Source organism: Pseudomonas putida group bacterium ESBL64 (assembly GCF_045277175.1).
Classification (GTDB): domain Bacteria; phylum Pseudomonadota; class Gammaproteobacteria; order Pseudomonadales; family Pseudomonadaceae; genus Aquipseudomonas; species Aquipseudomonas alloputida.
Genome location: NZ_CP145799.1, coordinates 3708540 through 3721908, shown reverse-complemented (window position 1 = coordinate 3721908; position 13369 = coordinate 3708540). Strand labels below are relative to the sequence as shown.

Below are 13369 nucleotides of genomic sequence, written 5' to 3'. Positions count from 1 at the left end.
CAGACCACCGGGGCCGCACAGCGGCCCCGGCTCTTTCCTGCTACCCGCCAACAGCGCATACTCTGGCGCCGGGCCTGCGCGCCCGGCGATCTTTGCCTATGCTGCTGTCTACCAACAAGGAACCAACGTGACGAGGGACATCGCCATGTTCTACGTGCAACGCAACGCCGCCGGCCAGTTGCTGCGGGTGGAAGCAGCCGCGTTTGATCAGTTCACCGAAATGCTCCCTTCAGACCATGCCGATATCCAGGAATGGTTTGCCGATGATGTCGTGGAAAACAGCCTCAACCAGCTCAAACAAAGCGACCTGGACATGATCCGCGTGCTTGAGGACCTGATCGACGTGCTGACCGCCAAGGGCGTGTTCAAGATCACCGACCTGCCCGCCGGTGCGCAGGCCAAGCTGCTCAACCGTTCCACGGCGCGCAAGGCGCTCAGCAGCCTCAATAACCTGATTGACGAAGAAGAGCAGGGCGGGCTGATCTGACTGCAGGACGCTCCCGCGAGAGTGATATTGTTATTCCTTAATGGTATTTAAAATATTGGCTTTATGACTTTATAGTCGCTTTCACTGCGTACCCGTCGACCAATCGATGCGCCGCACGACTTGAACCCACACGGGAAATCCCCGTGCGTTTCTGATCGTTGCGCGCCATTGAGGTCGCGCATTGCGTGGGAGTGAAAAATGTCAGCCGCCTTGAACGCCTTGTCGTCCATCGACAGCGCCCAGCCGCAAGTTTTTGAAGTTCGCCCCTTCTCGGGTGCCGTCGGCGCCGAGATCATAGGTCTGGACCTGGCCAAACCGGTCAGCGCCGAGGATTTCACCCGTATCCATCGCGCCCACCTCGACCACCATGTGCTGGTGTTCCGCGACCAGCGTATCAGCCCGGAACAGCAGATCGCCTTTAGCCGCCGCTTCGGTGAGTTACAGATCCATGTGCTCAAGCAGTTCTTGCTGACTGGCCACCCCGAGATCCTGATCGTTTCCAACATCATCGAAAATGGCCAGAACATCGGCCTGGGTGATGCCGGCAAGTTCTGGCATTCGGACCTGTCGTACAAAGAGCTGCCAAGCCTCGGTTCCATGCTGCATGCCCAGGAACTGCCCAGTGAAGGCGGTGACACCTTGTTCGCCGACATGCATAAAGCCTGGGACGCTGTACCTGACACCCTGCGCAAAGTGGTCGAGGGCCGCAGTGCCGCTCACTCCTATACCGCCCGTTACGCTGAAACCAAATTCGAAGGCAACTGGCGCCCGACCCTGACTGCCGAGCAACTGGCGCAGGTAAAGGAGGTCATTCACCCGGTAGTCCGCACCCACCCGGAAAACGGCCGCAAGGCCCTGTTCGTCAGTGAAGGCTTCACCACCCGCATTGTCGGCCTGCCTGATGATGAAAGCCGCGACGTGCTGCAGCAGCTGTATGCCCTTAGCGTGCTGGAGCAGAACATTTACCGCCACCAGTGGCAGCCCCATGACCTGGTGTTCTGGGACAACCGCTCGCTGATCCACTTGGCCACCGGCTGCCCCGCGCACCTGCGGCGCAAGCTGTACCGCACCACCATCCAGGGCGATGCCCCGTTCTGACGACTGAGGAAACCATCATGCGCAAATCCATCAGCCGCCTGGCGGCAAGCATCGGCCTGGGCGCAAGCCTGGTCGTCGGCAGCCTAGCCGCCCCCGCCGTGGCCCAGGCCGAAGGCAAGATCCGTATTGCCGAACAATTCGGCATCGTCTACCTGCTGCTGAACGTGGTGCGTGACCAGCACCTGATTGAGAAACACGGCAAGGAGCAGGGCATCGACATCGAAGTCGATTGGGCGCAGCTGTCGGGTGGCTCGGCCATCAACGACGCATTGTTGTCCGGTTCGGTGGACATCGCCGGTGCCGGTGTCGGGCCGCTGTTGACCGTCTGGGACCGCACCAAGGGCCGGCAGAACGTGAAGGCCGTGGCATCGCTCGGCAACTTTCCGTACTACCTGGTCAGCAGCAACCCCAGCGTGAAGACCATCGCCGACATCTCCGACAAAGACCGTATCGCGGTTCCGGCGGTGGGTGTTTCGGTGCAGTCGCGCTTCCTGCAGTACGCCGCTGCCCAGCAGTGGGGCGACAAGGAATACAACCGCCTCGACAAATACACCTTGGCCGTGCCGCACCCGGACGCCACCGCCGCGCTGTTGGCGGGCGGCACCGAGCTGAACGGGCACTTCTCCAACCCGCCGTTCCAGGACCAGGTGCTGGCCAACAAGGACGTGCACGTGGTGCTCAACAGCTACGACCTGCTCGGCCCCAACTCGCCGACCTTGCTGTTTGCTACTGAGAAGTTCCGCAAGGACAACCCCAAGACCTACAAGGCCTTCGTCGATGCCCTGGCCGAAGCCGCAGACTTCGCCCAGAAAGACAAGGCCGCTGCCGCCGACACCTATATCCGCGTAACCAAGGCCAAGATCGACCGCGACGCGCTGATCAAGCTGATCGACAACCCGCAGTACGAATTTACCGTTACGCCCAAGAACACCTACAAGCTGGCCGATTTTCTCTATCGGGTAGGCGCCATCAAGCACAAGCCGCAATCGTGGAAGGATTACTTCTTCCAGGATGAACGCCCGCTGCAGGGGAGCTGACCGATCATGACCGCCCCATTGCCAGGCCACACGGCCAGCAACCTGAGCCGTGTTGCAGCGCCGCCTTTGCTCAAGGTGGATAACCTCAGCCTCGAATACCGTACCGCGCAACGCGTGGTGCGGGCCACCCATCAGGTCAGCTTCGAAGTCGACCGCACTGATCGTTTTGTACTGCTCGGCCCCTCCGGCTGTGGCAAGTCCACCCTGCTCAAAGCCGTGGCCGGTTTTATCCAGCCGCAAGAAGGCCAGATTCTGCTGCAGGGCCAGACAGTTCGTGGCCCAGGCCCCGACCGCATCGTGGTGTTCCAGGAGTTTGACCAGTTGCCGCCGTGGAAAACGGTGAAGCAGAACGTCATCTTTCCGCTGCTGGTGTCTGGCCAACTCAAGCGTGCGGAGGCGGAGGAGCGGGCGCTGCATTATCTGGAGAAGGTCGGTCTGGCCGCCTTTGCCGATGCTTATCCACACACGTTGTCCGGTGGTATGAAGGCACGTGTGGCAATTGCCCGGGCCTTGGCCACCCAGCCCAAGATCCTGTTGATGGATGAGCCGTTCGCCGCCCTGGATGCGCTGACCCGGCGCAAGATGCAGGAAGAGCTGTTGCTGCTGTGGGAGGAAGTGCGGTTCACCCTGTTGTTCGTCACCCACTCCATCGAAGAAGCGCTGGTAGTCGGCAACCGCATCCTGTTGTTGTCGCCCCACCCGGGGCGGGTGCGCGCCGAAGTGCACAGCCATCAATACGGCTTGGGCAGCCTGGGTGGCAGCGACTTCCAGGCCAGTGCCCGGCGTATCCACCGTTTGCTGTTCGATGAAGCCGATATCCCGGAACAGCCTGACAACCTTGGGTTCAACGATATTCGTATCGCCTACTGACAGGAGCCTCAGCCATGACCACTACACCTGTACGCCAGGAATACGAGGTGCAGCTGGAGCCCCTGCTCAGTGTGCCTGTAGAACGACAACTCCCCTTGGCCCAACGCCTGTGGCAACAAGGCTGGTTGAGAAAGGCGGTCATATTGCTGGTGATCGCTGTGCTATGGGAAGCCGTTGCCCGCTACCAGGACAATGACCTGCTACTGCCAGGTTTTCTGCAAACCGCCGCGGCGCTATGGGACGGCATGATCAGTGGCGAACTGCCCGCCAAGGTCGGTGTTTCGCTGGTAATACTGCTCAAAGGCTATGTGCTGGGTATCCTCCTGGCCTTTGGCCTGACCAGCCTGGCGGTGTCGACCCAATTGGGCCGAGACTTACTGGGCACGCTGACCTCGATGTTCAACCCGTTGCCGGCCATTGCCCTGCTGCCGCTGGCCTTGCTGTGGTTCGGGCTGGGTGACAACAGCCTGATCTTCGTGCTGGTGCATTCGGTGCTATGGGCGTTGGCGCTGAATACATATGCCGGCTTCCTCGGTGTGTCGGAGACGCTTCGCATGGCGGGCCGCAACTATGGTCTGAAGGGCCTGCGGCTGGTATTGCACATCCTCGTGCCAGCAGCCCTGCCGTCGATCTTGTCGGGGTTGAAGATCGGCTGGGCGTTTGCCTGGCGTACCCTGATCGCCGCTGAATTGGTGTTTGGTGCCAGCAGTGGCAAAGGCGGGTTGGGTTGGTACATCTTCCAGAACCGCAACGAACTGTATACCGACAAGGTCTTTGCCGGGTTGGCGGTGGTGATCCTGATCGGTCTGCTGGTGGAAGGGCTGGTGTTCAATACGCTGGAGCGGTTGACTGTTCGGCGATGGGGGATGCAGCGCTAGCCGGTAAGCCAGTACCGGCCTTTCCGCGGCAGATTGACGCTAGAATCCGCGTCTGCGGGATCTTCGTCCTTGAAAGAGGGGCGAGGCGCAGAACCGCCGCGAAAGACCCTGTACTGGCTACAAATTCTGATACTGAGCTGCCGCATTGCTCAGAATCCTGCCAATCTCCTCCCGCAAGCCGGCAGGCTGCTCTACCACCACCCTGTCCCCATGGCTCAACAGCCACCAGCGTAATGGCCAACCGTCACTTACCGTGCCGCGTAACCGATGCCCATGCTCCAGCGCCGTCAGTTGCATGTCGCTGCTCAATGGCGCATCCCGCAACTGCCGCGCCAGTGCATCGCTGATTCGCGCCACCAGCTCCACGCCCTCACCCTGCGATGGCTGCAACGCATCCCCTCGCAGATGTGTCAGCAAGTCGAAATTACCGCGCAATTCGCCCACGGCACTGGCCGACCAGTGCCAACCGAACGGAATGCTCTTGTCATTGCGCTCCAGCGGGAATATCAGCGAAAGCTCGTTGAGGTCACGCTCGACAGTGCGTTTGCTGACCGTGAACCCCACGTCACGCAGGCGCCAGACCAGCTCGGCGCTGGTTATGCCTGGGGAACGGCTGGGCAACTGGCGCAGCAGCGCCCACTGTCGGCTAAGGGTGGCGCGAGTGGTGGCGAACGGCAAAAGATAACGTCCTTGTCTAGGCTTGCCGCAATAGGATGGCGGCATGCGAGGGGCATGGCAATTGGCCACAGCCTGCTCAGATCAAGGAAGTCGCATTTGGTTGCCTCGTGCCGGTTCGTTCGCGACAGGTTTTGACGTGACATCACGCAGAATCACGCCTCATCACAGCCGAAGGTTGGGGTTGTGCGTCGTTCAATGAGGATGAACATGTCTGTTGCCAGCAATATCCATTCGCTACTTGCCCGCCTTCTGCCCGAGCGGGTCATCGCCCCTCCGGCTCCTGTAGGAAAGCGACAGCGGCTGTTCTCCGGTGTGGGCTTGCCCAGCCAGCGGTCGCTGCTGGTCAACCGCCTGGATGAGGCCAACGACCTGCAGGCGGTGTATGTCGACCTGCGCCGCCAGGCATTGCAAGGCAGTGTGCCAGCATTGAACGACCTCGGCTGGATCTGGCTCAACGGCAAGTACTGGCGGGCCGATACCGTGCTGGCCGGGCACCTGTTGCGCATGGCGGCCCTGCAGGGCAATGCTGCTGCCTGGTTCAACCTTGGCCAGCAGCACTACTTCGGCAAAGGCATCGACCCTTCCTATGTGCAGGCGGCGGAGTGTTACCGGCAGGCCTTCGACCGCGGCATGCTGCATGCCGCCGCCGCACTGGGTGACCTGTACGAGGAGGAGGTGTGCGACGGTGACCTGGAGTGGCAGGTTGACCTGGTGCAGGCCTACCAGTGGTTCATGCGTGGCGCCGAACAGGGCGAGGCGCGTTGTCGTTTTGAAGTGGGCTACCGGTTGATGCATGGGCTGCACGTAGAGGCCAACCTCAAGGCAGCGCTGTACTGGCTTGAGCTGGCAGCAGCGGCGGGGGTGGTGCAAGCGGCAGAGGAGCTGGCGGTGCATTTCAGCAGCCGTGATGCGGTGCGGTATCAGGAGTGGCGGGACCGGGCGGTGCAAATGGGCAGCACATTGGCCTTGACCATGAAGCTGGAAGACCAGATCCAGCCCTGAGTATTTCTCTCCAGTGCTGCACAGGGATTGCGTAGATCCCGAACCCGGTGCAGCCCCTGTGTGCGGGTTTACCCGCGAAGCGCGCCAGCACTGGCTGAAAAATGAACAACATTTCACCCCGGCTATCTGTCGCCCCCTGTTGACGACAGGGGGATGTCGGGGCGTATATTGATAGTTAGCAAACTATGAATATACTTGGTTCTCTTCATGTCCCTTGATTTCCTGCGCCTGCAAGTCAGCAGTGGCCTGGTAGTTGCTGCCCGCCACTGGCGGCGCATCTGTCATACCGCCTTGACCGGCTACGGCATTTCCGAGGCCTGCGCTGCGCCGTTGCTGATGATCGTGCGCCTGGGCGACGGCGTGCACCAGGTGGCTGTGGCCCAGGCCGCCGGCCTGGAAAGCCCGTCGCTGGTACGCCTGCTTGACCAACTGTGCAAAGCTGGCCTGGTGTGCCGCAGCGAGGACCCACTGGATCGCCGCGCCAAGGCACTGAGCCTGACTGCCGAAGGCCGTGCCCTGGCCGAAGCCATTGAAGCCGAACTGGTGCGCTTGCGCCGCGATGTGCTCGGCGGTATCGATCAGGCCGACCTGGAAGCTGCCTTGCGTGTGCTTCGTGCCTTCGAGGCTGCCGGCCTGGGCAGCGCAGGCGGGGTGGCATGAACGGTTTCTTCAGCTCTGTCCCTCCGGCCCGTGACTGGTTCTACGGCGTGCGCACCTTCGGCGCGTCCATGATTGCCCTGTACATTGCTCTGCTCATGCAACTGCCGCGTCCCTACTGGGCCATGGCGACGGTGTACATCGTCTCCAGCCCCTTCGTCGGCCCGACCAGCTCCAAGGCGTTGTACCGTGCCGTCGGCACGTTGCTCGGCGCTGGCGGGGCAATCTTCCTGGTGCCACCGCTGGTGCAGTCACCGTTGCTGCTGAGCATCGCCATTGCCCTGTGGACCGGCACCTTGCTGTTCCTTTCGCTGAACCTGCGCACGGCCAACAACTACGTGCTGATGCTGGCCGGTTATACCCTGCCGATGATTGCCTTGGCCGTGGTGGATAATCCGCTGGCAGTGTTCGATGTGGCCTCTTCTCGCGCGCAGGAAATCTGTTTGGGAATTGTCTGCGCGGCAGTCGTCGGGGCTATCTTCTGGCCACGACGGCTGGCGCCGGTGGTAGTCGGTGCCACCGGAAACTGGTTCACCGAGGCGATTCGCTACAGCGACACCTACCTGGCCCGCGATGCCAGCGCTGACAAGGTCGGTGGTATGCGCGGGGCGATGGTCACCACCTTCAACTCGCTGGAGCTGATGATCGGTCAGCTCGCCCACGAAGGTGCCGGCCCGCATACCCTGAAGAACGCCCGCGAATTGCGCGGGCGGATGATCCATCTGCTGCCGGTGATCGACGCCCTCGACGACGCACTGGTAGCCCTGGAAGGCCGCGCCCCGGCCCAGTTCGCCCAGCTTCAACCCGTGCTTGAAGCGGCTCGTGAATGGCTCAAAGGCACTGCCGACAGCGCTTCGGTAGCGCACTGGGCTACGTTGCACGAGCAGATCGGCCGCTTGCAGCCCGCTACAGCCGCCCTCGACCAGCGCGCCGAGCTGCTGTTGTCCAACGCCCTGTACCGCCTGACCGAATGGGCCGACCTGTGGCAGGACTGCTGCACCCTGCAGCATGCCCTGCGTACCGATGATGCCAAGCCTTGGCGTGCGGTGTATCGCCACTGGCGGCTGGGCCGCCTGACAGCGTTTTTCGATCGTGGCCTGATGCTGTACTCGGTAGCCTCCACGGTCCTGGCGATCGTGGTCGCCTGCGGCCTGTGGATCGGCCTGGGCTGGAACGACGGCGCCAGTGCGGTAATCCTCGCGGCAGTTGCGTGCAGCTTCTTCGCCGCCATGGACGACCCGGCACCGCAGATCTACCGGTTCTTTTTCTGGACGCTGATGTCGGTCATCTTCTCCAGTCTGTACCTGTTTTTGGTACTGCCCAACCTGCACGACTTCCCGATGCTGGTGCTGGCCTTTGCCGTGCCGTTCATCTGCATAGGCACCCTGACCGTACAGCCGCGCTTCTACCTGGGCACCTTGCTGACCATCGTCAACACGTCGACCTTCATCAGCATCCAGGGCGCCTACGACGCCGACTTCTTCACCTTCCTCAACTCCAACCTTGCCGGCCCCGCGGGCCTTCTGTTCGCCTTTATCTGGACCCTGGTGATGCGCCCGTTCGGCGTGGAGCTGGCGGCCAAGCGCATGACCCGCTTCGCCTGGCGCGACATCGTCGAAATGACCGAGCCTGCGACCTTGGCCGAGCACCGCCAGGTTGGCGTACAGATGCTCGACCGCCTGATGCAGCACCTGCCACGCCTGTCGCAAACCGGCCAGGACAGTGGCGTGGCACTGCGCGACCTGCGCGTAGGGTTGAACCTGCTCGACCTGCTGGCGTACATGCCGCGCGCCGGCCAGCAGGCTCGCGAGCGCCTGAACACTGTGGTTGAGGAAGTCGGTGCGCACTACGCCGCCTGCCTGCGTGCTGGCGACCGCCTGCATGCCCCGGCCGCACTGTTACGCAACATGGAACGCGCTCGCCTGGCGCTGAACCTGGACGAGCTGTACGAGCGCGGTGATGCCCGCACCCACCTGCTGCATGCCCTGAGCGGCCTGCGCCTGGCGCTGCTGCCGGGGGTGGAGGTGATGCTCGAGCCAGCTGAACAACCGCAACTGCCCCCCGGCCTCGACGGAGCACCCCTGTGATTGGTGAACTGGATATCAGCGGGGTGTTCCTGCCCACGCTGCTGGTGATGATGTTTGGCACCTACCTGCTGTTCCTTGGGGTGCACGCGGTGCTGGTGCGCCTGCATTTCTACCGCCTGGTCTGGCACCGGGCGTTGTTCAACGTTGCTCTGTATGCCGTGCTGCTTGGTGCGGTGGACCACTTTTGCCGAAACCTGATGCTGCCATGAAAAAACCTATGCTGACCTTGGGCCGTGTGGTCCTGACCTTGCTGGTAGTGACCTTCGCCGCCGTGCTCGTGTGGCAGATGGTGGTCTACTACATGTTTGCCCCCTGGACCCGTGACGGCCACATTCGCGCCGACGTGATCCAGATCGCCCCCGATGTGTCGGGATTGATCCAGAAGGTCGAGGTGCGCGACAACCAGACCGTCAAACGCGGCGACGTGCTGTTCACCATCGACCAGGACCGCTTCACGCTGGCCCTGCGTCAAGCCAAGGCAACCCTGGGCGAGCGCCAGGAGACCCTCGCCCAGGCTTCCCGCGAAGCGCAGCGCAACCGCAAGCTGGGCAACCTGGTGGCCGCCGAGCAACTGGAAGAAAGCCAGTCCCGCGAGGCCCGTGCCCGTTCAGCCGTCAGCGAGGCGCAAGTGGCTGTCGACACTGCCCAGCTCAACCTTGACCGCTCAGTGGTGCGCAGCCCGGTAGACGGCTACCTCAACGACCGCGCGCCGCGTAACCACGAGTTCGTCACCGCCGGCCGCCCGGTGCTGTCGGTGGTCGATAGCGCCTCGTACCATGTCGATGGCTACTTCGAGGAAACCAAGCTTGGCGGTATACACATCGGCGATGCCGTGGACATCCGTGTGATGGGCGACAATACCCGCCTGCGCGGCCATGTGCAGAGCTTTGCCGCTGGCATCGAAGACCGCGACCGCAGCAGTGGCGCCAACCTGCTGCCTAACGTTAACCCGGCGTTCAGTTGGGTACGCCTGGCCCAGCGCATTCCTGTGCGCATCGCCTTTGACGAAGTGCCGCAAGACTTCCGCATGATCGCCGGGCGTACTGCCACGGTGTCGATCATCGAGGGCCAGCGCCCATGAAACAGCTGATCCTGGCTGGCCTGTGCCTGTCGCTGGGGGCCTGCATGATGGTGGGCCCCGACTATGAGGTGCCTGGGGATGCGGCCGTGCAACGCAATGACTTGAACGGCCCGCTGCGCCAGGATGCCGATAGCGTCGTGTCGGCGCCGGTCCCCGAGGACTGGTGGCAGCTGTATCAGGATCAACGGCTGAACGAGCTGGTGCGTCAGGCGCTGAGTGCCAACACCGAACTGCGCGTGGCGGCGGCCAACATCGCCAAAGCTCGCGCCCAGGTGGAGGTGGCTGAATCGCAAGGCGGCTTCAACGGTGGCGTCAAACTCGGCGCTCAGCGGTTGCAGGAGTCGGGCGAAGCCTTCCTGCAGCCTGAGAAGGTGCCGGTAGCCAACATCGGTGAGGCCATCATCAGTGCCTCGTACCAGTTCGACCTGTGGGGCACCTTCAAGCGTGGTACCGAGGCTGCCAAGGCAAATGCCGACGCGGTGCAGGCCGCTGCCGACACTGCCCGCATCACGCTTGTGGCGGACGTGGTCAAGGCTTATACCCAGGTGTGCTCGGCCAACGAGGAATACCACATTGCCCGTGAGTCCCTCGATTTGCAGGAGCAAAGCGTGAAACTCAACCAGCGCCTGCGCGATGCTGGGCGTGGTGATGAAACCCAGGTCACCCGCTCGCAGACCCAGTTCAAATCGTTGCGTGCCGAACTGCCACGCTTCAAGGCCGAACGCGAGACGGGCATGTACACCCTGGCTGCGCTGCTGGCCAAGCCGGTCGACCAGTTGCCTGCCGGTACCGCCGATTGCGCCGAGCTGCCGCACCTGAACCAGCTGGTCCCAGTGGGCGATGGCGCGGCCTTGCTCAAGCGCCGCCCCGACGTGCGCCAGGCCGAACGCCAGCTGGCTGCCGCCACCGCCTATATTGGCGTGGCCACTGGCGCCTTGTACCCGGACATCAGCATTGGCGCCCAGGTTGGCACCATCGGTATCCTGGAGAACCTTGGTGAGCCTTCGACCAACCGCTGGGGTTTTGGCCCGCAGATCAGCTGGAGCATCCCCACCAACGGCACCCGTGCCCGCATTCGCATGGCCGAGGCCTCGACCCAGGCGGCACTGGCGAACTTCGATGGGGTTGTGCTGAACGCCATCCGCGAGACCCAGACCCGCCTGGCGCAATACAGCGCCTTGCTCGATCGGCGCGATGCGCTGGCCGAGGCGGAGAAATCGGCCAAGGAAGCGGCGGACCAGACGCACCGGTATTACCAGGCGGGGCGTGAGTCGTTCCTGGCGGATTTGCAGGCGACGCGGACCTATACCGATATGCGTGCGCAGTTGGCTGCGGCCAATAGCCAAGTGGCGCTAGGGCAAATTGGCGTGTTCCTGGCGTTGGGTGGGGGTTGGAAGGGTACCGCCAAGCCCTGATGCGATCCTTGAGGGCTGTTCCTCTATGCCCTCCACTTCATCGGATTTGTAGCAAGATTTTTCATGAAATCCGCCCAGCACCCTTGAGTGAAGCAAAGTGGAAGTGAACAATGTTCTCTTTCGCATTTCCTTCGAGACTGGCCATGAAAACCCGTTCCCGCCTGCTTGCCTGGCTGCCGGCTGTATTGCTCGGCCCGGTGCTGGCGCTGTGCAGCTCCTTGGCGCTGGCCGAGTCCCCCGCCGAAGCTGCCAAAGCCCATCACTTGCTGGACTACATTGGTGCCGACTACCCGCCGACCGTGCAGGACGGCAAGGTGATCGACGAGGGCGAATACCGCGAGCAACAGGAGTTCAGCGCGGTATTGGCTGACCTGGTCAAAGGCCTGCCCGCAAATACTGAACAAGCGGCTTTGGAACAGGGCGTCCAGGCGCTGCGCCAGGCCATCGACCAGCGTCAGGAAGGTACCGCGGTCGCTAAACAGGCCCGGCAGCTGGGTGCGCGACTGGCGGTGGCTTACGAGGTCAGCCAGGCTCCGGTGATTACCCCGGACCCCGCCCGCGGCGCTGCGCTGTACGCACAGAACTGCTCGATCTGCCACGGCGACACCGGCGCCGGCGATGGCCCGGCTGGCGTGGGCCTGGAGCCTGCACCCGCCAACCTGCGTGATGCCTCACGCCTGGACCAGTTGAGCCTGTTCGACCTCTACAACACGCTGGCCCTGGGTATCGACGGCACCGAAATGCCGTCGTTTGCCGACCAGCTGGACGACCGCCAGCGCTGGGACGTGGCCGCGTACATCGCCAGCTTCACCGCCAAGCCGGAAGCGGGCAAGGGTGACAAGACCTGGAACCTCGCCGACCTGGCTCGCCAGACGCCGGCCGAAGTCGCCGCCAACGAAGGCACTGCGGCCGTCGAGGCATTCCGTGCCCAGCGTGCCCAGCCGCCGCAGGTAAAGCGCGGCCCGGCGCAATTGCTCGAATACACGGCCAGCACACTGGACAAGAGCCTGGCGGCCTACCGCGCAGGCGACCACGATCAGGCTTATGACCTGTCGGTGGCGGCCTACCTGGAGGGTTTCGAGCTGGTGGAAAGCTCGCTGGACAACATCGACACCCAGGCGCGCAAGGACACCGAAAAAACGTTGATGGCCTACCGCCAGTCCTTGCAGGACGGCTTGCCCGTGGCCCAGGCCGAACAGCGTCTGGCCGACGCCAAAACCAAGCTCGAGCAGGCGGCCAAGCTGCTGGGCAGCGATGGCCTGAGCTGGACGCTGAGCTATATCTCCGGTTTGCTGATCCTGCTGCGTGAAGGCCTAGAGGCGATTCTGGTGCTGGCGGCGATCCTGGCCTTCCTGCGCAATACCGGGCAGCAGTCGGCAGTGCGTAGCGTCAACACTGGTTGGGGCCTGGCGCTGGTTGCCGGCTTCGCCACCTGGGCGCTGGCGGCCTATGTGATCGATGTGGGGGGCGCTCAGCGCGAGCTGCTGGAAGGCTGCACGGCGCTGTTCGCCGCGGTAATGGTGCTGTGGCTTGGCGTGTGGATGCATGATCGCCGCCACGCTGCCGCCTGGAAGGACTACATCAAGAGCAGCCTGGTCAGCGGTGGCGGGCGTTTCGGCTTTGCTGTGCTGGCATTCTTCTCGGTGTACCGCGAATTGTTCGAAGTGATCCTGTTCTACGAGACCCTGTGGCTGCAGGCAGGCGCCGCCGGGCATCAGGCGGTGCTGGCGGGTGGCGCGACGGCACTGGTGCTGCTGGTGGGCCTGGCCTGGGTGATTCTGCGGGGTTCGGCCAAGCTGCCGCTATCGCTGTTCTTCAGCATCAACGCCGCGCTGCTGTGCGCGCTGTCGGTAGTATTCGCCGGGCATGGCGTGAAGGCGCTGCAAGAGGCCGGCGTGCTGGGCACACGGCCAGTGGCGTTCTTTGAGTTTGACTGGCTGGGGATTCATGCCGATGCCTACTCGCTGTCGGCGCAAGCGGTGGCCTTGCTGGCCATCGTGTTCCTTTACGGCCGCTCGTGGCTGGCGGAAAAGCGCAGTACTGCGGCCAACTGACTGGAGCCTGCGCGGTCCCACAGGG

Annotated in this window: 13 protein-coding genes; 12 read left to right on the top strand and 1 reads right to left on the bottom strand. The window is 63.0% G+C overall.

Annotated features, from left to right (window positions below):
- Positions 1-145 precede the first annotated feature (145 nt).
- The 5 genes from V6093_RS17065 to V6093_RS17045 all read left to right on the top strand — a co-directional run bounded on the left by V6093_RS17065 (position 146) and on the right by V6093_RS17045 (position 4370).
- Complete coding sequence (locus V6093_RS17065) at positions 146-487, top strand: hypothetical protein (protein WP_003255921.1); 342 nt, start codon at positions 146-148, stop codon at positions 485-487.
- Positions 488-685: 198 nt separating this feature from the next.
- Entirely contained in the window at positions 686-1585 is a 900-nt protein-coding gene (locus tag V6093_RS17060) for a TauD/TfdA family dioxygenase (RefSeq protein WP_003255919.1), read from the top strand.
- A 17-nt stretch (positions 1586-1602) separates the two neighbouring features.
- Complete coding sequence (locus tag V6093_RS17055) at positions 1603-2622, top strand: ABC transporter substrate-binding protein (RefSeq protein WP_004576406.1); 1020 nt, start codon at positions 1603-1605, stop codon at positions 2620-2622.
- A 6-nt stretch (positions 2623-2628) separates the two neighbouring features.
- On the top strand, positions 2629-3492 hold the full coding sequence (locus tag V6093_RS17050; protein ID WP_003255915.1) for an ABC transporter ATP-binding protein: 864 nt from the start codon (positions 2629-2631) through the stop codon (positions 3490-3492).
- A 14-nt stretch (positions 3493-3506) separates the two neighbouring features.
- A complete protein-coding gene (locus V6093_RS17045; protein ID WP_054889027.1) occupies positions 3507-4370 on the top strand; it encodes an ABC transporter permease in 864 nt (287 codons plus the stop codon).
- Positions 4371-4487: 117 nt separating this feature from the next.
- On the opposite strand, the gene V6093_RS17040 is transcribed toward V6093_RS17045, so the two are convergent.
- Positions 4488-5048, bottom strand: coding sequence for a WYL domain-containing protein (locus V6093_RS17040; protein WP_003255912.1), 561 nt, complete (start codon positions 5046-5048; stop codon positions 4488-4490).
- A gap of 207 nt (positions 5049-5255) precedes the next feature.
- On the opposite strand from V6093_RS17040, the gene V6093_RS17035 reads away from it, so the two are divergent.
- The 7 genes from V6093_RS17035 to V6093_RS17005 all read left to right on the top strand — a co-directional run bounded on the left by V6093_RS17035 (position 5256) and on the right by V6093_RS17005 (position 13344).
- On the top strand, positions 5256-6050 hold the full coding sequence (locus V6093_RS17035) for a tetratricopeptide repeat protein (RefSeq protein WP_003255910.1): 795 nt from the start codon (positions 5256-5258) through the stop codon (positions 6048-6050).
- A 207-nt stretch (positions 6051-6257) separates the two neighbouring features.
- Positions 6258-6710, top strand: coding sequence for a MarR family winged helix-turn-helix transcriptional regulator (locus V6093_RS17030; RefSeq protein ID WP_003255908.1), 453 nt, complete (start codon positions 6258-6260; stop codon positions 6708-6710).
- A complete protein-coding gene (locus V6093_RS17025; protein ID WP_047603251.1) occupies positions 6707-8794 on the top strand; it encodes an FUSC family protein in 2088 nt (695 codons plus the stop codon). The genes V6093_RS17030 and V6093_RS17025 overlap by 4 nt, the downstream gene beginning before the upstream one ends.
- Complete coding sequence (locus tag V6093_RS17020; RefSeq protein WP_003255905.1) at positions 8791-9003, top strand: DUF1656 domain-containing protein; 213 nt, start codon at positions 8791-8793, stop codon at positions 9001-9003. Before V6093_RS17025 ends, V6093_RS17020 begins: the two co-directional genes overlap by 4 nt.
- Complete coding sequence (locus tag V6093_RS17015) at positions 9000-9875, top strand: HlyD family secretion protein (protein ID WP_003255903.1); 876 nt, start codon at positions 9000-9002, stop codon at positions 9873-9875. The genes V6093_RS17020 and V6093_RS17015 overlap by 4 nt, the downstream gene beginning before the upstream one ends.
- Positions 9872-11290 (top strand): efflux transporter outer membrane subunit, encoded by a 1419-nt coding sequence (locus tag V6093_RS17010; RefSeq protein ID WP_047603250.1) that lies wholly within the window; start codon positions 9872-9874, stop codon positions 11288-11290. Before V6093_RS17015 ends, V6093_RS17010 begins: the two co-directional genes overlap by 4 nt.
- 110 nt (positions 11291-11400) lie before the next feature.
- A complete protein-coding gene (locus V6093_RS17005) occupies positions 11401-13344 on the top strand; it encodes an FTR1 family protein (RefSeq protein WP_182375466.1) in 1944 nt (647 codons plus the stop codon).
- Positions 13345-13369 lie beyond the last annotated feature (25 nt).